At 40.1% G+C, this 21,994-nt stretch carries 24 protein-coding genes and 2 tRNA genes; 11 read left to right on the forward strand and 15 right to left on the reverse strand.

The features are described 5' to 3' along the window. On the reverse strand, nucleotides 1–366 hold a 366-nt coding region (locus T546_RS24200; protein WP_330371984.1), incomplete at its 3' end, for a hypothetical protein. 190 nt (nucleotides 367–556) lie between these two features. Here T546_RS24200 and T546_RS0121435 point away from each other — a divergent pair. After that, on the forward strand, nucleotides 557–1,126 hold the full coding sequence (locus T546_RS0121435) for a prolyl-tRNA synthetase associated domain-containing protein (RefSeq protein WP_026893382.1): 570 nt from the start codon (nucleotides 557–559) through the stop codon (nucleotides 1,124–1,126). Nucleotides 1,127–1,228: 102 nt separating this feature from the next. Here T546_RS0121435 and T546_RS24205 read toward each other — a convergent pair whose 3' ends face one another. After that, a complete protein-coding gene (locus tag T546_RS24205; RefSeq protein WP_051630022.1) occupies nucleotides 1,229–2,104 on the reverse strand; it encodes a GGDEF domain-containing protein in 876 nt (291 codons plus the stop codon). Nucleotides 2,105–2,254: 150 nt separating this feature from the next. Between T546_RS24205 and T546_RS0121445 the strand changes: the two genes are divergently transcribed. Next, entirely contained in the window at nucleotides 2,255–2,596 is a 342-nt protein-coding gene (locus T546_RS0121445; protein ID WP_330371985.1) for a helix-turn-helix transcriptional regulator, read from the forward strand. Nucleotides 2,597–2,644: 48 nt separating this feature from the next. On the opposite strand, the gene T546_RS0121450 is transcribed toward T546_RS0121445, so the two are convergent. Next, nucleotides 2,645–4,432 carry an aminopeptidase P family protein gene (locus tag T546_RS0121450; protein WP_207641336.1) on the reverse strand — a complete coding sequence of 596 codons (1,788 nt, stop codon included), beginning with the start codon at nucleotides 4,430–4,432 and terminating at the stop codon, nucleotides 2,645–2,647. Between the two features lie 46 nt (nucleotides 4,433–4,478). Beyond that, nucleotides 4,479–5,261 (reverse strand): Cof-type HAD-IIB family hydrolase, encoded by a 783-nt coding sequence (locus tag T546_RS0121455; RefSeq protein ID WP_207641337.1) that lies wholly within the window; start codon nucleotides 5,259–5,261, stop codon nucleotides 4,479–4,481. Between the two features lie 127 nt (nucleotides 5,262–5,388). Between T546_RS0121455 and T546_RS0121460 the strand changes: the two genes are divergently transcribed. The 7 genes from T546_RS0121460 to T546_RS0121490 all read left to right on the forward strand — a co-directional run bounded on the left by T546_RS0121460 (nucleotide 5,389) and on the right by T546_RS0121490 (nucleotide 13,555). Continuing rightward, nucleotides 5,389–5,462: transfer RNA gene (locus T546_RS0121460), tRNA-Pro, on the forward strand. Nucleotides 5,463–5,753: 291 nt separating this feature from the next. Then, the gene (locus tag T546_RS0121465) at nucleotides 5,754–5,954 is read left to right on the forward strand and encodes a cold-shock protein (RefSeq protein WP_024836714.1); all 201 of its coding nucleotides are present in this window, start codon (nucleotides 5,754–5,756) and stop codon (nucleotides 5,952–5,954) included. Nucleotides 5,955–6,187: 233 nt separating this feature from the next. Then, nucleotides 6,188–6,613: a GNAT family N-acetyltransferase gene (locus tag T546_RS0121470; RefSeq protein WP_051630024.1), complete on the forward strand. Its 426-nt coding sequence runs from the start codon at nucleotides 6,188–6,190 to the stop codon at nucleotides 6,611–6,613. A gap of 175 nt (nucleotides 6,614–6,788) precedes the next feature. Beyond that, nucleotides 6,789–6,861 (forward strand) — tRNA-Val (locus T546_RS0121475). An 822-nt stretch (nucleotides 6,862–7,683) separates the two neighbouring features. Beyond that, complete coding sequence (locus T546_RS24210; RefSeq protein WP_051630026.1) at nucleotides 7,684–9,777, forward strand: SPFH domain-containing protein; 2,094 nt, start codon at nucleotides 7,684–7,686, stop codon at nucleotides 9,775–9,777. Nucleotides 9,778–10,077: 300 nt separating this feature from the next. Continuing rightward, nucleotides 10,078–10,728, forward strand: a complete 651-nt coding sequence (locus tag T546_RS0121485; RefSeq protein ID WP_051630032.1) for a DUF4397 domain-containing protein — start codon at nucleotides 10,078–10,080, stop codon at nucleotides 10,726–10,728. 433 nt (nucleotides 10,729–11,161) lie between these two features. After that, a complete protein-coding gene (locus tag T546_RS0121490) occupies nucleotides 11,162–13,555 on the forward strand; it encodes an HAD-IC family P-type ATPase (protein WP_026893388.1) in 2,394 nt (797 codons plus the stop codon). An 88-nt stretch (nucleotides 13,556–13,643) separates the two neighbouring features. On the opposite strand, the gene T546_RS24215 is transcribed toward T546_RS0121490, so the two are convergent. The 3 genes from T546_RS24215 to T546_RS0121505 form a co-directional block, all read right to left on the reverse strand. Beyond that, nucleotides 13,644–14,075 carry a DUF5684 domain-containing protein gene (locus T546_RS24215; protein ID WP_051630027.1) on the reverse strand — a complete coding sequence of 144 codons (432 nt, stop codon included), beginning with the start codon at nucleotides 14,073–14,075 and terminating at the stop codon, nucleotides 13,644–13,646. Between the two features lie 181 nt (nucleotides 14,076–14,256). Next, a complete protein-coding gene (locus tag T546_RS0121500) occupies nucleotides 14,257–14,763 on the reverse strand; it encodes a kinase (RefSeq protein WP_026893389.1) in 507 nt (168 codons plus the stop codon). 10 nt (nucleotides 14,764–14,773) lie between these two features. After that, nucleotides 14,774–14,986 carry a hypothetical protein gene (locus T546_RS0121505; protein ID WP_026893390.1) on the reverse strand — a complete coding sequence of 71 codons (213 nt, stop codon included), beginning with the start codon at nucleotides 14,984–14,986 and terminating at the stop codon, nucleotides 14,774–14,776. A gap of 453 nt (nucleotides 14,987–15,439) precedes the next feature. Here T546_RS0121505 and T546_RS0121510 point away from each other — a divergent pair, with 453 nt between their 5' ends. Continuing rightward, nucleotides 15,440–15,724 carry a hypothetical protein gene (locus tag T546_RS0121510; RefSeq protein ID WP_026893391.1) on the forward strand — a complete coding sequence of 95 codons (285 nt, stop codon included), beginning with the start codon at nucleotides 15,440–15,442 and terminating at the stop codon, nucleotides 15,722–15,724. 303 nt (nucleotides 15,725–16,027) lie between these two features. Here the strand turns inward: T546_RS0121510 and T546_RS25625 are convergent, their stop codons facing one another. Continuing rightward, nucleotides 16,028–16,180 carry a hypothetical protein gene (locus T546_RS25625; RefSeq protein WP_166429847.1) on the reverse strand — a complete coding sequence of 51 codons (153 nt, stop codon included), beginning with the start codon at nucleotides 16,178–16,180 and terminating at the stop codon, nucleotides 16,028–16,030. 107 nt (nucleotides 16,181–16,287) lie between these two features. On the opposite strand from T546_RS25625, the gene T546_RS25630 reads away from it, so the two are divergent. Beyond that, nucleotides 16,288–16,431, forward strand: a complete 144-nt coding sequence (locus tag T546_RS25630; RefSeq protein WP_024836722.1) for a hypothetical protein — start codon at nucleotides 16,288–16,290, stop codon at nucleotides 16,429–16,431. 59 nt (nucleotides 16,432–16,490) lie between these two features. Here T546_RS25630 and T546_RS24220 read toward each other — a convergent pair whose 3' ends face one another. From T546_RS24220 to T546_RS0121555, 7 genes are all read right to left on the reverse strand, one after another. After that, a complete protein-coding gene (locus T546_RS24220) occupies nucleotides 16,491–16,772 on the reverse strand; it encodes a hypothetical protein (RefSeq protein ID WP_034600232.1) in 282 nt (93 codons plus the stop codon). A gap of 98 nt (nucleotides 16,773–16,870) precedes the next feature. Continuing rightward, a complete protein-coding gene (locus tag T546_RS0121530) occupies nucleotides 16,871–17,755 on the reverse strand; it encodes an ROK family protein (protein ID WP_026893392.1) in 885 nt (294 codons plus the stop codon). A gap of 13 nt (nucleotides 17,756–17,768) precedes the next feature. Then, nucleotides 17,769–18,701, reverse strand: a complete 933-nt coding sequence (locus T546_RS0121535) for a type I phosphomannose isomerase catalytic subunit (protein WP_026893393.1) — start codon at nucleotides 18,699–18,701, stop codon at nucleotides 17,769–17,771. 159 nt (nucleotides 18,702–18,860) lie between these two features. Further along, nucleotides 18,861–19,655, reverse strand: a complete 795-nt coding sequence (locus tag T546_RS0121540; RefSeq protein WP_026893394.1) for a DUF7402 domain-containing protein — start codon at nucleotides 19,653–19,655, stop codon at nucleotides 18,861–18,863. Further along, entirely contained in the window at nucleotides 19,655–20,359 is a 705-nt protein-coding gene (locus T546_RS0121545; protein WP_026893395.1) for a GntR family transcriptional regulator, read from the reverse strand. The genes T546_RS0121540 and T546_RS0121545 overlap by 1 nt, the downstream gene beginning before the upstream one ends. A gap of 85 nt (nucleotides 20,360–20,444) precedes the next feature. Continuing rightward, nucleotides 20,445–21,257 carry a gluconate 5-dehydrogenase gene (locus tag T546_RS0121550; RefSeq protein WP_026893396.1) on the reverse strand — a complete coding sequence of 271 codons (813 nt, stop codon included), beginning with the start codon at nucleotides 21,255–21,257 and terminating at the stop codon, nucleotides 20,445–20,447. A gap of 479 nt (nucleotides 21,258–21,736) precedes the next feature. Next, on the reverse strand, nucleotides 21,737–21,970 hold the full coding sequence (locus T546_RS0121555) for a Yae1 family protein (protein WP_026893397.1): 234 nt from the start codon (nucleotides 21,968–21,970) through the stop codon (nucleotides 21,737–21,739). Nucleotides 21,971–21,994 lie beyond the last annotated feature (24 nt).

Raw genomic sequence — 21,994 nt, forward strand, 5'->3', positions numbered from 1 at the left:
TCCGGATTTCTCCCACGTTTTCTCTCCAGATCTCTTATCAAACTTATTCCCGGATTTCTCCCACGTTTTCTCTCCGGATCTCTTATCAGACTTATCTCCGGATTTTTCCCAGACCTTCCCTCCAGCTTTCTTTCCAGACCTATCTCCAGATTTCTCCCACGTCTTTTCTCCCGATTTCTTTCCGCCCTTTTCTTCCCTCTTTTTTTCTAACCCTTCCATTGGCCTCTTTCCAGTTTTCAATCCTTTCCGTTCTCCTTTTCTTTCATCTTTCCTCTCATCTTTTATCAATACATCCTTACGAAATTTTTCTTTTTTTAATCTGTTATCTATCATCAAATTAACCACCTTTTTCTTTTCATCGCACATAATAAACCCCGGCTGTTCAGTTTTGAATATCCCTTCTGAATCTCCGCCGGGTAAATTTGTTATCGATATTTATTCTATTATAATACATTTTGTCCCATAAAACCATTAAAATCCTTTCAACTACTGAAAAAGGCTTGCATTTTCTTTCCCTCTGGATATAATTATAAAAAAACAGGAAGGAAGTATTAAAATGGTTGATCAAAATGACTCTTTTTATATAGATAAAACACTTTATACAGGACGCCCCCTTAATCCAAATGGTCGTCTCCCAAAAGAATTACGGACCTACAACCTTCTAGATAAGCTGGAAATTTCCTTTATTCGTCTGGATCATTCCCCTCTCCCAACAATTGAAGCATGCCAGGAAGTAGATTCCATCTTAGAAATTAATGTATGTAAAAATTTATTCCTGCGCAATGCTCAAAAGACTGATTTTTATCTTCTCCTGCTACCTGGAAATAAGAAGTTTCGTACCGCTGTTGTTTCAAAACAAATTGGAACTGCAAGATTATCCTTTGCGGAGCCTGAATTTATGGAAGAGTTTTTAGATATCACTCCTGGCTCTGTTTCCGTTTTAGGACTAATGAATGATAAAGAGAAACGAGTCCATCTTCTCATTGACCGTGAAGTTTTAGACCATGAGTATTTTGCCTGCCATCCCTGTATCAATACATCCAGCTTGAAATTTAAGACCTCTGATCTGTTAGATAAAATCATTCCAGCCATGAGCTGCCGATACACACTGGTCGATTTGCCATAACATATATAAATAGAGGCATCAAAAAACGGGGCAGGTTCCTAATTCCTGTCCCGTAACTGCATTCATTACATCGTGTATTTAATTAAATAGTCTCTAAGATTTTTAACAAAAGGCCACCTGATTTTTGCCGGATTCCTTTGCCAAATACATTGCGCGGTCAGCTCTTGAAAATAGCTCCTGATATTCCTCTTTCTTTTTCCCAAGACTTGATACGATTCCTATACTGGCGGAAAGACGACCTTCTTCCTCTGGCACAATGCTTTCCACCATATCCAGAAGACATTGGGCCTTATCATGAACATCACCAGCGGAGGTAAAAACCACAAATTCATCTCCACCCACTCTTCCGATCAAATCAGGCTCAGGAAATATATGACAAAGCATTCTTCCCACCTGCTCCAGAATACGGTCGCCAGCGGGGTGACCAAAGCTGTCATTGATTTCCTTGAAATTATCAATGTCAATCATACACAGCCAACCGGAACGTCCGCCCTTTAACTTTTCTTCTACCCGGTACTCAAATGCTGTCTTATTATATACCCCGGTCAGACCGTCCTTTATGGATTGAAGCAAAAGCTGCTCTTCTCTTTTTTTCAGACAAGTGATATCATGGAGTTTTCCTATGAGACTGACAGGATGATTCCTTCCTTCTTCCCATTTGGTACTCAGTTTACAGGAGCACCAATGATAAGGTTCTCCGGTATCTCCAAGACATATTTCCGTGGAAAGTATCTCTCCAAATCCGGGAGCATTGTCCCTGTACGTTTCAAAAAAATCTTTAAAGGCAGGTAAATTCAACTGCCCTTTCGCATTAGCTGATAAGTATAGCTGTCTATCCTGGTAAGTGTATTCAAATAAAACTGTATCTGCAAAATGGCTTATGTTTCTGTATAAATGATCCGATTCACTGTAATGGAAGAATTTATACTCATTTTGAGTGCTCCCATCCACAAATTCCTTTCCCGAATTTCCTACCATGATACTTCCCCCTGTACCTTCCGGAATCCCTCATTCCGTATCTTTTCCATTCGTATAACATATATGATAACGCTTTTCAAACGTATATGCAACTTGTTTTTCAGGTATTATTACGCATATAATACGTAATGTTTAGTTAGAATATCCTATATGATTAACCAAGAGGTGATTATGTTGAATGAGCAGTTCGTAAGGAATCGAATCACAGAGCTCCGCTTAAAAAAAGATATCTCTGAGTATCAGATGAGCCTGGATTTAGGAAAAAATAAAAGCTATATCCAGGGTATCTCTTCAGGACGGTCAATGCCTTCTATGAAACAGTTTTTTGAAATTTGCGAATATCTTGAGATTACTCCCAAAGATTTTTTTAATACGGAAAAAAAGGAACGGCCTCTATTTCAAGAGGCTGCATCTTTGATGAAGGATTTGACCCCAGAAGATCTGGAAGCAGTTTTTCCAATTCTGCTGAGGCTGAAGGAAATGGCGGACTAGCAAAAGGAAAGCAGAACCAAAACATACTGGTTCTGCTTTCCTTTCTTATTAAATCTCTCTTGTATTATCTTTTAACCACAAAGCTTCCTCTTCTGTGAGATACGGAGAAAGCTTTTTATAAACTTCCTTATGATACTCATTTAAAAGCCTTACATCTTCCTCTGTCATAATAGACTTATCAAGGGCATCTAAATCAATAGGAGCCATGGTTAAGAATTCAAACTCCATAAACTGACCATATTCATTGAGCTCTGCCTTTTTACAGACAATCAGATTTTCCGTTCGGACACCATGACTGCCTTCGATGTAAACACCCGGCTCATCAGAAGTAACCATACCTTCTTCTAGAATTCCATTGTCCTGACGCTCCGGTACCATACGCCAACGGATTCCATTGGGACGTTCGTGAACATTCAACAGGTAACCCACACCGTGTCCGGTTCCATGGTCATAGTTGATCCCGCGACTCCAAAATGGCTCTCTTGCCACATAATCAAGAGTCAGGCCCCGGCAACCGTACAGGAATTTCACTGCTCCCAGGCGCAGCATGCTCATGACAGTAAGTGTGAAATGCTCCCGCTCTGTATTCGTAAGCGGACCTACTGCTATGGTTCTGGTCACATCTGTAGTTCCTTCATAATACTGACCGCCGGAATCCACCAGATAAAGTCCTCTTGGCTCAATAACGGTATCATTTTCAGGAACTGCCTTATAATGACACATTGCTGCATTTGCTCCATAGGCAGAAATGGTATCAAAGCTTAAGCCAAGATTTCCTTCCTGCTTAAAGCGCAGCTGGTCCAAATGCTCCTGAGCACTTACTTCTGTAATGGTCTCTTTTCCCACCGTATGCTTCAGCCAGTAAATGAACTTTACAAGTGCAACGCCGTCTTTAATATGTGCGAGCTTCATATTTTCTACTTCAACTTGATTTTTTACAGCTTTTGCAAGGACGGTCGGATTCGTCTTATCAATGATCCGGTTGGAATCATCAATGCTCTTTACAATAGAGTAGTTTACCTTTCCTGTCTCCAGAAGAATCTTTTCATTCTTTAGCTGTCCAACTGTTTTATAAATGTCGTTGTATGGGAAAACACTGACACCAAGTTCCTTTAAATAAGCTTTAAGCTCTTCATTTAAAACCTGCTCATTGATGAACAGAGAAAAATCGTTAAGTGTAATCAAAGCATAGGAAAGAACGACTGGGGTGCACTCAATATCGTTACCTCTGATGTTAAGAAGCCAGGCAATATCATCAAGAGTCGTTAAAATGTGAGCGGTAGCCTTCTCCTTTTTCATGTTGTCACGAAGCTCTTTTATCTTTTCAGAGGAACTCTTACCTGCATAAGTTTCTTTTAAGATCCAGGCAGATTCCGCAGAAAGGCTTGGGCGCTCATCCCAAATCAGATCGACAAGATCTTCCTCGTTAGACAAGGTGACATTCTTATCCCCTAACAGGTTCTCTAACTCCTGTCCTGTCTGACAGTTGACTACGCGTCCGTCAAAGCCAAGGCAGCCTCCTTCTGGCAGAACCTGGTCTAAGTACTCTTCTATGGTCGGAACTCCTGGGTATCCCATTTTGCGAAGCGTAACGCCGCTTCCTTCCAGCTGCTTGGCTGCCTGAACAAAATAACGTCCATCGGTCCAAAGTCCAGCTTCATCCTTGGTAATCACAGCTGTACCCGCAGAGCCTGTAAAACCAGTCATAAATTCTCTGCATTTAAAATAACTTCCTACGTATTCAGACTCATGAAAATCTGAGGTAGGAATCATATAAGCATCCATATTTCGCTCAGCCATTAAGCTTCTAAGCTTTTCAAGCCTTTCTTTAATCATAGCAATTCTCTCCTTTTCTTTCCTGTCACACCAGAACCTCTGCTATTTAGCGGATCAGTCCAAAATGAAGACAGGCATTTTTAATTCCGTCCTGATCAATGGGATCGGTTACATAATCGGCTGCCTTTTTCAGTTCCTCCATGGCATTTCCCATTGCAATTCCTTTGCCTGCTGCTTTTATAATATCATAATCATTCATACTGTCACCAAAAGCCACAGTTTCTGATAAGGGTATTTTATAATATTCACAGAGCCTTAATAAGCCCACGGCCTTTGAAGCTTTCCGCTCCACCACATCTGCACCTTTTTTATCAGCAAACATATGGACGTGAATCTCCGGAAACTCCTCTTCCATTGCTTTGGCACCGGTCTCATCTCCCATGTAAGCCATAGTTCTCACATTTAGCTCCAACAGCTTATATGGGTCTCCGAACTGTCTTCTGGATTGTCCCCAAAGGGATATATCATGGGCTTTTACACCTTCTGGATTGATATAATAGTCCCAGTCTCCCACTGTAGTTCCAACGCTGTATGGAGTGTTTTCTGCGTATTTTAAGATCTGTTTCAGCAGGCTCTTATCAAAGGTGTGTTCATAAATAATTTCATCTCCTACGGTCACCTTTGTCCCATTGAGATGAATGATGGCATCGGGTCTTACCTGATCTCGAATGGCTGTGCTGAAAAAGGAATCCATATCTCTGCCAGTGGCAATCACAATGGTGTAATTTTCCCTTAGCTGTTCAATGGCTTCCATGGCACTGGCCGGAATGGCCCAGTCTTTATGGTCAAGCAACGTCATGTCTACATCAAAGCTTACGATTGGCTTCATCTATTTTCACCTTTTTCTAATATAATTAACCTTGTCCTTATAATAATATCCTAATTTTAGGATTTTTTCAAGAAATATACTTTACCAATCAAAAAGTTTCTGCTATAATGTCATAGTGTCAGGAAAACGGAGTATGGCGTAGCTTGGTAGCGCGCTCGGCTGGGGGCCGAGAGGTCGCAGGTTCAAATCCTGTTACTCCGATATGTTAAACTTTCCCAGAAGCTAGGTTTTATAAAGCTTCTGGGATTTTTGTGTCTCACTCACTCGAAACGGATTGTAAATGTACGTCAGCGTAGTAGAAGTCATATTTTCAAATTATCACTTTTCAAAATCCTTATTGACTTATACTAATTATTGTGTTACATTAGAGTAGTATTTTAATAAAGTCTTGATTTCGCATATATTGGTAAGTCATTATTCTATTGATGATTTACTTATATATGCGATTTTTAGTTTTAGCTAATATAAATTTAATTTAAGGAGGTATCTTTCATGAATAAAGGTACTGTAAAATGGTTTAATTCACAAAAAGGATTTGGTTTTATCAGCGACGGACGAGGCACAGAATATTTCGTTCATTTCTCAGGTCTTGCTATGGACGGTTATAAATCATTAGAAGATGGACAATCTGTAACATTTGATATTGCAGAGGGTAATCGTGGGCCACAGGCCGTTAATGTTTGTCTCGCATAAACTAAGTGATAAAAAGACTGCTCATGAGTGGTCTTTTTTTTGTTATCTAAACACAAGCAAAGGAACCATTTCTTAGCTACAAATAATTCTTAATTCTTTCGCACACATCACTTGGAGCAATATTTTGATTGCCGAAATCATATTTTCTGAATACTGCCTTAAAATAGTGTTCTATACAATCATAAGATATTTTGTTGTTCGCATAATCGTAAGAAAAATAAGGAGGTCATAATATGAATTTTATTAATATTAGTGGTAATCTTCATGATAAGCGCATTTTAGATATTATCTCCCTTAGTCAGTACAGGCCTACAGAAGAAAAAATGAATAGTCTTGCCCACAAATATGATACAGACGCCGATATTTTTTCTTTTGCCTGTAATGTTAATGGCATTCCTTGCGGTGTAATTATTCTAAAGCACCTAATCAATGACGAGTATGAAATTATGAGCATTGCTACCAAACCATCTGTTAGAAGTAAAGGGGTTGCATCAAAACTGATAGCCTTCGCCTCGAAAAAACTCAATTGTAGTATAATAAAAGCTGAAACAGATGATGACGCTACTGGATTCTACCGAAAATGTGGCTTTCAGATAGTATCCTTAGGTGAAAAATATCCGGACACTGTTCGTTATCTCTGTACCTTGAAATTACCGTGATTTGCTGTCTTCTTTATATTGATATCTTACACTCGGACTTTCTAAGCATCGCTCATTACCGGTATTTTTTATATAAAAGCCTTGCGAAATTGCAAATAAAATGTCGATTAGAAATAGTCGCTATAACAACGATATTGCTTGCCTTTTTCTACTCTTTCAGTTACAATTCCTATATGGAGACATAGCTCAGCTGGGAGAGCATCTGCTTGACGTGTAGGGGGTCGCAGGTTCGAATCCTGTTGTCTCCACTTTTCAACCCTGGTAAATGCAAGAGATTATTGTATATACCAGGGTTTTTGCGTTTCCAGATTTATTAATTTTTAATTAAAAGACATGAATTTACCCATCAACACAACACGTGATTGCACGAAATATGAAATCTAAAATGATATTGTTTCTTTATTAAGCCCGGCTCCGAATTCCCCCCCTTTCCCAGGTGCGCATAGAACAGCGTTTTTGAATTTGACGATACAAAGCCCGATTTTGAGTTTTATAATGAGCGTTGTCATGAATTTTAACAAGCGGTAATTAACATTTATACACCTATCATCACTAAATCACCCTGACAAAACAAATATATTTTATTCAACTAATGCTTACCTCGAAATCGTGGAGAACTCAGCTATCTTGAAGTTGCCCACTTTCTTTTTATATCCCAAAATAGATATCGTCTGGAACAGGATTCGACCTATGAGTATATATTAGAAAATCAATATTGATATTTGAAATTATAAGGAGTATTATCTCATTAAGATAGTAGAAATAATAACTATCTCATTTCAAAATAATAAATAAAAAAATGACTTAATGCTTCCTTAATGCTCAAAACTCATACACCATATCCAAACTAATTTCAAGGCAAATTTGCTTACCCTTATCTTTTATCGTTAAGTGAGCAAATTATCGTTGATTTTCTCTTCATAAGAGTTGATATTTCACCATGTGTCATTATGGAAAGCTGGGTGGTGCTTTACACTGTAAAAAGGAAACGTTTTACCCCAAAAGCTACGGAACACTCTACACAAAGCATTATCAACGGATCAACAACATTATAGTAGGAGGAATTATTTATGGAACAATGGCTAATGATAGCAGGAACTACGGTTGGAATACTTGTGTTGCTTTACCTGCTCATTTTCAAAATTCTTGGGTTAAGAGTCATCAGTTCTAATGAGGTGGCAGTCGTTGAAAAATGGTGGAGTCCTAAAGGTTCTCTTAAGGATTCCATTATAGCGCTGAACGGGGAAGCTGGTTATGCGCCTGGACTGCTGCGTGGTGGCATCCATTTCAAATCCGTTCTCATGTACAAGATACATAAATACCCCCTTATCACCATACCCCAGGGACAAATTGCCTATTTATTTGCCCGTGACGGTTCTCCCCTCTCCCCGGTGCAGACGTTGGGACGTATCGTGGAGGAAGCAAACAATTTTCAGGATGTCTCTGGATTTCTTAAAAATGGTGGTCAGAGGGGTCCTCAGAGAGGGATTTTAAGGGAAGGAACATATGCCATCAATCTGGCTCAGTTTATTGTAATTACCCCCAACAGCATTAAATCCATATCCGGTAATTCCAAGCAGGAGCAAAACGAGTTGGTGAGCATGCAGAAAACCTTGATTGACAGGGATGGGTTCACACCTGTCGTTATCATGGGCAAAGGCAATGAGTCCAGTGACATGATGGGCATTGTCACAGTGCACGACGGAACGTCGATTCAGCAAGGAGAAATTATCGCTCCGGATATGGGCGAAGAACATGCCAGCTTTCAGGATCCTGAGAAATTTCTGGAGCTTGGCGGCAGACGAGGGAAACAGATTCAGGTATTAACGGATGGTACCTATTACATTAACCGCCTATTCGCTACGGTCGAATTCCGGCCTAAAACAGTCGTCCCCATTGGCTTTGTAGGCGTTGTAGTTTCTTTCTTTGGCCGTGAAGGCGTGGATACCTCGGGAGAAAACTATAAGCATGGGGAGCTTGTCAGCGTTGGATCAAAAGGCGTACTTGAAAAACCTTTGATGCCTGGTAAATATGCATTTAATACCGATGCTGGTAAAGTTGTACTGGTTCCAACTACCAATATTATTTTAAAATGGAACAAAACAGAAACTGGCGATCATAAGTATGATGAAAATCTTACAGAGGTTGATATTATCACCAAGGATGCATTTGAGCCATCACTCCCTCTTTCGGTTGTAATGCATATTGACTACAAGCAGGCACCATGGGTCATTCAGCGCTTTGGTGATATTGGTATGCTGGTAAACCAGTCGCTTGATCCGCTGGTCAGCGCATATTTTAAAGATGTGGCACAGACGAAAACGCTTATTGAGCTGATACAGGAACGTAGTGCCATTCGAGAGCGGGCTGTCTTAGAAATGAAGGAAAAATTCGAAAAATACAATCTTCAATTAGAGGAAGTTTTAATTGGCACCCCTAAAACAACAGTAGCCGATACCCAAATAGAAAACATTTTGATGCAGCTTAGAGAACGGCAGATTGCCGAAGAAAAAAAGGTCACCTACCAAAAGCAGCAATCCGCAGCGGAAAGTGAAAAATCTCTTCGTGAAGCACAGGCGATTGCAGAACAGCAGAGCTTCCTCACCAAATCCAAGATTCAGATTGAAATAGAGGGTAACAATGGTGCGGCCCTTGCAAGCCGTGCAGAACAGGAGTCGAATCAGATTATTGCTCTTGCAAAAGCTAATGCCTCCAAAATCAAGCTGGAAGGCGAAGCAGAAGCTTCTAAGGAATCAAATGTCGGCCTGGCCAAGGCTCAGGCCATTGAGGCACAGGTCAAAGCTTATGGTGGTGCTGAATTCCGAGTCATTCAAGAGGTCACCGATAAACTGACTGACGCAATTAAAAACGCAACAGTCGATATTGTTCCAAAGACTGTTGTACAGATGGGAAGTAGTGAAAACGGATCCTCAAGCAATTCCGGCGGAAATAGTACCGTTATGGATACCTTGCTAAAATTTATTACGTTGGATAAGCTTGGCGTATCTTTGGATCGTAATTCAGAGCCCTCTGCTACTACTAATACTACTACTGCTCAATCAATTGGGTCCATAGCGCAGTCAAACCAAGGGCAAGATGTAGAGAGTAAGGAAACAGAAGCCGCTAAAATTCCGGAAGTTGATATCAACAAGATTGATAAATAAAAATATGAGATTTCATTAAAACGTTTTAAGTTTTAACATACAACAATCCCTTCAGACTTACAAGTTTGGAGGGATTGTTATGACTTAAAATATGCTATTTTTGATTTAGAATAGGGGAAATGAACAAAAATCACTCTTTCACAAGTTTTTTTCATTTATCAGGACTTTAACATATGCATTATTTCAAGGAAACGATGTTGCAAACACGTAAAATATTCTTAAAACTTATGAATTAATGGTAGCACTGCATATCTTCTTTCATAATATATATCAAAGATCCTAAGGTCGAAAACCATGTATATGTATACCCAAGAAGGTAACTCTTATTATTCCATGCAGCCAGCATTTCGGATGTCATTTATCAGAATTCTTCACGCTTCCCCCGATGCTCCTGCCGTGGACATCTATGCAAATAATAATTTAATTGCAGAAGGACTTTCTTATAAACAATTAACCGATTATCTTCCAATCGTACCTGGTAATTACCAGATACAGGTATTTCCCGCAGGCAGTAAAACAAACGCTGTCATAGATACAAATGTTACAATTCCTCAAGACAGCGCATTTACAGTTGCAGCTGCAGGCGAATTAGCCAATATAGGTTTAATGGCTATTCCTGAAGTATTTACTCCGAATATGCCAATGGAAATGGGAAATGCTTCCTATGTACGTTTTGTACATCTGTCTCCGAACGCTCCAGCTGTAGATATCACACTGACAGATGGAACGAAGCTCTTTGAAAATGTGTCCTACACACAATTTACTGACTACATTGCTGTAAATCCAGGAACCTATACCCTTCAAGTCAGACCTACAGGAGAAAATCAAGTTGTATTAACCATACCAGATGTATATCTTACACCAGGTACTATTTTTAGCATTTTCGCAGTCGGTCTTGTGGGAGATACACCACCACTGGAAGCAGTTATTGCTGCTGATGGTATATACTAATAAGCTGAAACCATGGCCCACATAAATGCGTTTCTCAAAAACGCATTTATGTGGGTTTTAATGATTCAATACTCTCATAAGCCTATCTAATTCTTTTCTCGACTCTTCAATCAAGAATAAATACCTCCCTTTTAAACGTACGATATAAAATCACCCAATGTACAGGGTCACTTTCTATAAAAATAATGAACGCTTTAGAATATATTCATGATAGTTTAAGAATACTTTCGTTGTAGTTTTAATGATTATTATATACAATAAAAATATTATTTCAAAAAATAAAGTATTTTTGTATAAATTAGCTGTCAAAAATTCAGAATTAAACTTGTAATGTACATTATGATTCCCGGCTTAATCATAGATATTCCACATTATGAACCATATCACGGTCAAAAGTTCTATAAGCCCGGTAAAAAGATTAATGAGGTGTCGCATGAACAATCTACCAGATGAAGCAAAAAATAAAATATTAAATGGACTATCAGAAGCAGAAGTCCAGGAAAGAGTTGAGCAAGGGCTTGTAAATCAATCCACCATCACAACTGGAAAATCAGTCAAAGAGATTATCATGTCTAATACTCTGACCTATTTTAATCTGATTTTTCTCATTATAGCCATTTTACTAATCTACGTAGGTTCATTTCGGAATCTTACGTTTTTGCCCATCATCATTGGCAATACGATAATCGGGATTGTACAAGAGCTTAGGGCAAAACAAATACTGGATAAAATGAATATCATCAATGCCCCCCACTCCATTGTAATCAGAAATGGGACGCAGGAGCAAATCCTATCCGAAAATCTGGTAAGAGACGATATCATTTTACTAACAGCAGGGAATCAGATATGTGCAGATGCCGTTGTAATGGGAGGAACGGTACAGGTCAACGAAGCACTTTTAACCGGGGAAGCAGATGAGATTGAAAAGACCACCGGAAGTAAGCTCTTATCGGGTAGTTATGTAGTAGCCGGACAGTGCTATGGGAAATTAGAGCATGTGGGAAATGACTCTTATATAACAAAGCTGACCGCAGAAGCAAAAGCTATGGGTAACGATGAACAGTCCGAAATGATTCGTTCTATCAATCAACTGGTTAAATGGATTGGAATCGGAATCATTCCTATTGGTGCACTATTATTTTATCAGGGATATGTTGTAAATCAGGAAACCATGCAAAAAAGCATTGTTTCCATGGTGGCAGCCCTGATCGGAATGATACCGGAGGGACTTTACCTCCTCACAACCATAGCACTGGCCTTAAGTACTATGAGATTGGCGAAAAGACATATCCTGCTTCATGATATGAAGAGTATAGAAGCACTGGCACGAGTCGATGTGCTTTGTGTGGATAAGACTGGAACCATAACCGAAACAAGAATGGAAGTAGAGGAGTTTATTAAAAGCCTGACCAATCAGGAGCTTACTATTATAGAAGATCCGGAACAACTTTTAGTGGACTATGCGTTTTCAATGGCTGACGATAATGCTACCATTCATGCCATAAAAGAGTACACTGAAAAATTAAATATAAACGTAGAAAGACGAAAGCCTTTAGACATCATTCCCTTTTCTTCCACAACCAAATACAGCGGTATTTCTTTCGAGGACGGAAACTTTGTCCTTGGTGCGCCTGAATTTGTTATGCGGGAGGACTATAATTCCATTGCACCAGAAATAAGTTCCTATGTTAAGAATGGACACCGAGTACTTGTGTTGGGCAAATACAGCGGCAGCAATATGAAGGACGGGCTTACGGACAAAGTTGTGCCATTGGGATACCTTGTTTTAACAAATCCCATACGAGAAAATGCAAAAGCTACTTTTTCTTATTTTAAAGAACAAGGGGTCACCGTCAAAGTCATATCAGGAGATAATCCGGAAACGGTATCAGAAGTTGCTAAACGTGCAGGCATAGAGAACGCAGAACGGTTTATAGATGCAGGAACGCTGGATTCTGACCGTAAACTGGCTGCTGCTTTGGAACAATATACTGTTTTTGGACGGGTCACTCCAAAGCAAAAACAACTCCTTGTACAGGCACTGAAAAATGCAGGACATACCGTTGCAATGACCGGAGATGGCGTAAATGATATTCTTGCTATGAAGGACGCTGATTGCAGTGTGGCAATGGCGTCAGGCAGTGAAGCTGCAACTCAGGCAGCGCAGGTAGTTCTTCTTGATTCGGATTTCGCTCATATGCCTGATGTGGTGTTGGAGGGAAGGCAAGTGGTCAACAATGTGCAGCGCTCTTCCGTTTTATTTTTGGTCAAGAATATATTTTCCCTGTTACTGGCCTTGCTGTCTCTGCTCATTTCCTTCACATATCCATTGGAGCCTTCTCAAATATCATTGATCAGTATGTTTACCATTGGTTTTCCTGGTTTCTTGCTGGCTTTAGAGCCAAACAAAAAACGCATTGAGGGTCATTTCCTTAAAAATGTTATGTTGAAAGCATTACCGGCTGGTCTGACCGATGTTCTGGCAGTGGCCTCTCTCGTAATTTGCGGACAGGTCTTTTCACTCCCGAAAAATGACATAGCGACCGCATCCACCATGCTTCTTGCAGTGGTAGGATTTATCATATTATTTAAGATCAGTGAGCCTTTCAATCGGCTCAAATATGGGATTCTTATTATTAATATATTTGGATTGATATTTTGCGGTATCTTTCTAAACCAGCTGTTTGCAATAAGCGAAATGTCTAAAATATGCGTATTGTTGCTCATAGTCTTTTCCTTTGCTGCAGAGTCCCTGTTCCGGTATCTTACAATACTTATTGAGAAACTGGATGAATGGTATCTCCGAATAAAGAAAAGAAAAAAATAAGCTTCACGATTTTCAGAGTATAAAAAACGGGCCTGATTGTAATAAATCAGATGCCCGTCTTTTTATAAACTATTATACTAATTTTTAATTATGATTGTGGTCCTATGTATCTAGAACTGTCAAACCCAAGAATCGGGAAAAAGATGACTGGCAGTACAACCAGACCAACGGTAAAACCAACGCTCTTTTGAAATGCTTTGGAAATGTTAGCACAGTAAATGATATATAAAACCAACTGTGCCAGGCTTGCGAGGCTGGATATAAAATCAATCCCTGAAATGTTTCCAATAAAGGAAACCACCCACGCAATAATCAGAGCGATAAAATACACGGCGCTGCCAAAGGCTATCTGAGACATCACATAAACATTATAAACTGGTATCAATGTGGCCCAGCCAGGTTGACCTGCTTTCGTAAAAATCTTCCAATTGGCTACGATTAATAAAATACCGATTGCTATAACTAATACAAATACAAATGCGCCAAATGCAGCCAATGATGCATATAAACTACCATCCATGAACAATTCCCCCTTTATTTTTTTATTATTATACAATAAACGTCTTTATTTTACAATATATTCCATAATAATATTTATTATTATTTTTAAAATTATGATTCATTTCCTTAGGAACACTAATAAAAAGAAGAACTGATTTCATTCAATAGATCAGTTCTTCCTATTTCTTGTTAATGTTAGATTACATGTCTAAGACATCTGAGACGATCATCTCCACAGTTTCTTCCAGACTCATTGTCTCTGAAATGCAGGTTTCCGGGATTGTACCGATCAAGTCTTTATCCCTCCACCAGCTCCTCATTTCATTTTCACCGAATTCATTGCAAATAGGCTTTGACTTATGTCTGATTAACGTTGCATCAAAGGAAATATCATAATAATATGCATTGATATGATCAAATTCTGATTTTAGCATGCGGAAGAAATCCATATAAACATCCGAATGTAAGATTCCCTCTACAATTACGATCTCACAATTCTCTTTCCCGTATCTGGCAAGCACCATCAGCAGGGATATGGATTTTGTTCCTATTTCATCCTTTACCCATAACATATCTCGCCTGATCACATCCTGAGATATCACCAGAGTACCTCTTCCAAATCTTCTTTGCAATTCCTTTGCAACGGAGGATTTCCCACTTCCAGAATTTCCTCTCAGTAGAATCAATTTCACTTTGCTATTCTTCATACGCGACCAATTACAAAGAAACTAACTTATTAAAGATAACGGTTTTTTCCTTTAATGAAATTTTACCCACCTCATAACCGTAGGCAATCAGCTCTTTCTTATAATTTAAAAAAGAATGATCTATCTCAAATCCCAGGATATCCTGTACTTCGGCGAATGTTAGTTTGAAAGATATATCCTCCTTCTTACCAACATATTCCCATAACTCATTATACTTACTCATAACGCCTGTCTCCTCTCTCATTTCCATTTGTCTTGCCTTTTATAGAATAGAAGCTTATAATGTTACCATTTTATCTCAAATAATCCCAGCTATCAATAAGAGAATGAATCTTAGGGAAGTTTTCTCTTTCACAGACTCTTCACAGTTTTCTCAAAATCTCTTCACAGATTCCGTCTATACTAATACTTACAAAGAGGTGAAAGACCTTTTACATATAATTTTTTTCATAGAGCCGGCAGAAGTTCCCCCCTTTTGTCGGCTTCCTCCCCTTATTTCAGTTATTTTGGGTGCTTAATTCTCGTTACGATTTTAAATAAATATAGACTTCAATCTCCAGTTTTGATATATTATGAGTAGTTACCTTAGTAAGCAGCCACTTAATAAGGCAGCGATATTGCTCGAATTTAGTCAAGAGCCTGATTGGGCCAGAGATAAGAAAAGGAGTTGATACATATGCCAAAGCTTAATGACCTGACCAAAGAAATAACAGCAAAAGTAATCAATCAAAACATGGATTATGTAATAGAAAAAGTTAGCACTACCGTATCCAGCAGTTCCTATAAGCACATGGAAATCACTCCGGATACTGCTGCACTGATTGGATGTGTTACAGCAGCTTCTGTCAGCGTTTCCGTTGAACTCGCTACCATCGCAACCCTCTCCATCCTATCGGAATTAGGTCTCTTGGAGATTGATGAGAAACCATATCTCCATATAGTTTCTGCCAAAGACGAATAGATGAATCAGCCGGTCATATCCTATCCCATGACCGGCTGTTTTTACGGACAGATTCTGCTTGTTCACAAGTACAGGATTCCTACATATAATAATATTACAAAACAACTTATCGAACAGAGAGGGAGGGGTACACGGCCAGTGTAAAAACCGCCGCGTTACTGCCTTACTACTGATAAACAACTCATTTTCTGCACGTCCTTGTGCTCCTTCCTTCGGTAAGAAGTTTTGTAAAACTGCCCGATCATAAGTATGGAACTTCAAAAGGGTGGAGGCCAACGCATCCTGGCCTCCACCTTTTTTTAATTAATCCGACCTTCTCTTCGTATTCGGTCCCATGCCTTCCCTACGGGAATTATGGGTCTGATTCTGATTTTCTACTTTTCCCTTATCATTGGTATTGTTGTGCACTTCAAATTCATTTTTTATCACGTGCTTGTCTTTTTTATTTTTGTCCATTTCCATCACCTCAAGCTTAGTATGGCTGGCAGAATTATTTTTATGTGAATCATCAAATAATGTATAATTGATTTACAAGTGCACAGTATAATGATGAGGTGATGACCATGTCCTATATAGCTCCCGCCGTTCAGGCAAAGTTTGAAACGCTTTCCATCGATCTAAAGAATGAGATTCTGGAGCGGAATGTTCAGATTAACACCATTTACGACTTAATCCAGGTGCTGGAAGAAATCGTAAACGGGAAATGATTTTCCCAAAAAACAGGCCGAACGATTACCGTCCGGCCTGTCATAATGTGTTATTTAAATTATCTGCAGAATCTTGCGAAAGAACCGCACTGGCTGAAATTGATATTACAAGTTGTTTTACCCTTTGTGCAGTTGCTGGTGTTCTTGTTTCCAGTATTGCAGTTGCTTCCCTTTGTTCCGTAGCAGTTTAATAAGTCGTTAAGACTTCCGTACTGTGTGCTGCAGTTTGAGGAATAACGAACTGATGGGCTGGAACAGGTAGCTGCCTGTGCTGTCATAGGTACACCTGCTACGGTAAGTACGGTTGCTGCTGCTAAAACAAGTGTTGATAACTTCTTCATGGTAATATCCTCCTAATATGTTACATATTGATTACATTTCTGTTACAAACATATGATAACATACAGGAAATGGAATTACATTAGGAGATAGATGGCAATTAACCTTTCATTTCCAGTTGATATTCGTTCAGTCCAAGTTTAAGCGCACCCATGATTCCCTGATTGTCATTGAGACTTGGCAACACGATATACTGATCGATATCAGAAAGCTCTTTTGTATCAATATATCCGGCAAGCTGACTCTTCACTTCTTCCCTGATCAATGGCATCAGATGCTCCTGATGCATGACTCCGCCGCCAATAACGATTCTCTGCGGAGAAATGACCATAATATAATTAACAAGTGCCTGAGCAATGTAATAGGCCTCTAATTCCCATACCTCCTTGCGGTCTGCCAGCTGAGTCCCCTTTTCACCCCAACGAGCCTCGATGGCGGGTCCGGCAGCAAGTCCTTCCAGACAGTTCTTGTGGTAAGGACAGGTTCCTTCAAAGGAATCCTTTGGATGTCTGGACAAAAGAAGATGGCCGCCCTCCGGATGAAGCATTCCGTGAAGAAGCGTTCCATTTGTGATGATTCCGGTTCCAACCCCAGTTCCAATGGTAATGTACATGCTGCTATCAAGCCCTTTTGTAATTCCCCAGGTAGCTTCTCCAAGGGCTGAGCCATTGACATCCGTATCAAAACCCACCGGCACATTTAAAGCCTCTTGGAACGCTTTTACAATATTATAATTTTTCCATGCAAGCTTTGGAGTGGTTGTAATAGAGCCATAAGTTTCTGAATTTCTGTTTAAGTCTATGGGCCCGAAACAGCCAATACCAAGTGCCTCAATATCCTTATCAGCAAAATACGAAATCAGCTTCGGCATGGTTACATCCGGTGATTCTGTTGGTATGGATATACGTTCCAATATTTCCCCATTTTCATTTCCAATGGCACAAACCATCTTTGTGCCGCCTGCTTCTAATGCCCCAAGTCTCATAGTCTCCTCCTGCTTATTCTGAATTGGAACAGATGATTGACATCGTTCCTTCAAATCTGCACACTCCACTCTCTGCCGGTATAATAAAATGCTGCCCTGCCATAACAGAGATACCATTGACGGATCCTTTTCCGCTTAACACGCTTACATTGGTAAAATACTTTTTAAACTCTATAGAAAATACACCGTTTATATCATACTTGTCCACGGAGTAATAGGGACAGCTTATAAAATGAGTGTGATCTGCTCCCTCCAGTGATTCTGTCACCGGTCTGCTCTCATCTGCTTTAAAGGGTGTGCTTATGGTATCAATGCTCTGTTCTATATGAAGCTGCCTTGGTTTTCCTTCCTGCAAGCGGTCATAATCATACACCCGGTAGGTGATATCACTGCTCTGCTGGGTCTCTAAAATCATGGTTCCGCCCTTTATGGCATGAACGCAGCCTGGATTGATCTGAAAGAAATCACCTTTATGAACCGGAACTTTACGGATAAACTCATCCCACTTGCCGCTTCGGATCATAGATTCCATCTCTTTCTTATCCTTTGCATAATGGCCGATGACGATTTCCGTATCAGGTTCACAGTCTAAGATATACCAGCATTCCGTTTTCCCAAGAGAACCATTTTCGTGGATACCGGCATATGCATCATCGGGATGAACCTGAATGCTTAAATCCTGCCTGGCATCTATGATCTTTATGAGAAGAGGAAACTCCTCTCCTGGATAATGACCGAAAAGCTCTGGTCTCTCCTTCCATAAACTACTGAGCAGCTTACCGTCGTATCTTCCCCCTGCAATTTGACATTCCCCATTCTTATGAGCGCTGATTGCCCAGCATTCTCCTGTGGTATCTCCAGGAATATCATAACCAAATACGTCTCGCAGCCTGGTGCCTCCCCAGATGGCCTCTTTAAAGACAGGCTCTAAAAATAAAAATTCCATCTGCTTCCTCCTTATGTGGTCAATTTTCTATCTGACATTATTTTAACTGAATCTGTACAAAAGGGAAAGAGGTATTTCTATATTTTCTCAAATTTCCCACAATAAAAAAGTGCTCAAACTTTGCCTGGTTTGGCTCATTTCAACACTTTTTACCCTTATTTACTTAGAATCTTTTCCATATACCTCAATCTGAGTCAAAGCCGGGAACGGGGATGGATCGTCTGCCTTTATCAGATTGCTAAGTCGTATCCAGGTGATATGTTCGCGCTTTATTTCAAATACATGGGGTTTACTGCTCTTTTCCATTTCTACAACTTCTGATGTTCCGTCAGAGAATGTGAAGGTTGCCTTTACCCACCAGTTATCGTGAGGGAAATCGGAACGGGTGTAGAGAACCAGGGTATCAAAATCCACGGGACGGCCAAATTCCAGAGTAAGCTCTGCATCATCCTGGCGGTTGATGCCCCATGACTCATAAGGCCATTCCCCATGGGATTCGCTGGCAAGAACCCCGTCAATGGCGTTGCGGGCTGCAAATACCGCTTCTCCTCTTGTTTCTACATTCGCAAAGGCATGTGGGTAACATCCGGTATCCCCATGCTGGTCTATCACATTCTTTCCTAAATTCCGGTAGGAGTCTGCTTCATAGGAAGCAGCGGTCCGAATGGTAAGATAATGGCGCTCTCCTGTAAATGCTTTTGGATTATAGGATACCTTTTTCTCCCCAAAGGGAATGAAATATGTTACTTCCGGCTTTGTTATATAAACCAGGGATTCATCCAGACAGTCATCAATCCGGACAACATAATGGGCGTCTGTTTTTTCCGTAGAAAGAACAATTACGTCTCCTTCCTCATATTCACCTTCAAATGCGAGAATTGCCTGATTCTCTCCTGATGCCAGGGCTTTTTCCCTGCCATCTTTATCTTTCACAGCAATTGAAACCGAAGCCATTAGTATTCCTCCTGCTCTTCCTGCTCAAAATAGTCTTTGTATTCCACTTCAATCTGGTACTTCATTCTCTTCATGCTATAATAAAGATGCTCTCTTAGAGATCGTTCCAGGCCCTCTATATCCTTCTTTTCCAGAAGTTCGAACAGCTCCGTGTGTTCTCTTATGATTCTGGTAAAATCCGTTTCAGTTACAAAATCAAGCATACGGAACCTTGTATAATGCAACTGCTGAGCCTGTATCATGTCCCACAGCTTATTCTTACCTGTGGCCTGGTACCAGATGGCGTGCATCTGCGCATCCATACGGTAAAACTGCTCCGGTTCAAATCCCTTTTCCTGAATCAGCGCCTGCTGCTTTCGGATCAAATAACGGACTTCTTCCATCCACATGGGAGTAGCCATTTCCACAAAATCCCGCATCACCATAGTTTCAACAGCAACCCTCATATAGATCATCTGCTTTATGTTATCCAGATTTAAAAGGGTTACCTGGGTTCCGGAATACGGTACGGAAATGACAAAGCCCTGCTCCTGCAGCCTTCGTACAGCCTCCCTGACCGGAGTCCGGGAAACGCCAAAACGTTCGCATATTTCATTTTCACCGATCATCTGTCCAGGCTTTAATTCCAGGTCTAAAATCTCCTGTTTTAAAGTCTCAAACACCAGCTCACCACGGTTTTTATAGGTCTTTGTTTTTCCTTCCATGGATCTCTCTCCGTCCTCTATATTATCAGCATTAAAAAAACAGGGGCAAACCATCGAAGCCTGCCCCCATTAAAAATCAGTCTGATTACTGCGGCTGCTTGCCGATGTAAGCTAAAATTCCGCCATCTACGTACAGAATATGTCCATTTACAAAGTTGGAAGCATCGGATGAAAGGAATACAGCCGGACCGGATAAGTCCTCTGCCTCTCCCCAACGTCCTGCTGGAGTCTTTGCAAGAATGAACTGGTCAAATGGATGCTTGGAGCCATCTGGCTGAGTCTCACGAAGTGGTGCTGTCTGAGGAGTTGCGATGTAGCCAGGTCCAATGCCGTTACACTGGATGTTGAACTCACCGTACTCAGAAGCGATGTTCTTTGTCAGCATCTTAAGACCGCCCTTAGCTGCTGCATAAGCAGAAACAGTCTCACGACCCAGCTCAGACATCATAGAGCAGATGTTAATAATCTTTCCGTGACCTTTTTTGATCATTGAAGGAATAACAGCCTTTGCTACGATAAATGGTGCATTTAAATCAACATCAATGACCTGTCTGAAGTCTGCTGCAGACATCTCAACCATAGGAACGCGCTTGATGATACCTGCGTTGTTAACCAGAATGTCGATTACGCCTACTTCTTTTTCAACCTGAGCTACTAAAGCATTAACGCCATCTTCGCTTGTAACATCACATACATATCCATGAGCTGTGATGCCCTCTTCCTTATAGGCAGCAATGCCCTTATCTACTAATTCCTGTTTAATATCATTAAAAACGATGGTAGCGCCTGCTTCTGCAAGAGATTTTGCAATGGCAAATCCAATACCATAGGAAGCACCTGTAACTAAGGCTACCTTTCCTTCAAGGGAAAACTGGCTTGTTAAGTAATCCTTATTCATGATTCAATTCTCCTTTTCCTGTGTTTTTTTTGGTCAGTTATTTCGTCATTGCTGTAAATGTATTTGTATCCAAACTTGAATATTTGTATACAAACTTAATGACTTGTATATATGCTAACATATTGCACACTCTTTTTCAATGTACATTATTGCCAAACAATGGTGTTTTTATTTAGTCATAATTTTTCATGTGATATTCTCAAAATAAATAGTCTTTATAAGAAGCCAAAACACAGGCAAACATGTGTCTGAACCTGTAACCTGGGGTGGCCCTTCGCAGCAGTCTTCGGTCTATTGAGTCTTCGGTCTCTTGTAATTCTGATTATGGTGTTGTTTCGATGATACGTCAGTAATAAACTTCCTTTAACGCATTCTGCAAATCCACCATGGCTAAGCTTTTTTATGTAATCGGACATAGTTTCCTAATATAAAAAAACCGGCTCCCATAAAGGGAACCGGAATCTTTTATTTATGATGGATTATCTGCAGCTGCAGTTCGTATCGGTATCACCCATAACTGTATTTTTAGTACAACCGGTTGCTGTCCAGAAGCCATCACGGAATCCTGTTTCATAACCATCTTTAAAACCGGCTGCATAACCCTGCCGATAGCATGCATTCATGTTGGCATCGCTGACAGCTGGTTTACAGTTATTGCTGGAGTTCCAGTTATTATTACTACATCCGCAGTTATTCCAATTATTACAACTCATTTTATATTTACTCCTCATTTATCA

Origin of the sequence: [Clostridium] aerotolerans DSM 5434 (assembly GCF_000687555.1) — a bacterium.
Lineage (GTDB): Bacteria > Bacillota > Clostridia > Lachnospirales > Lachnospiraceae > Lacrimispora > Lacrimispora aerotolerans.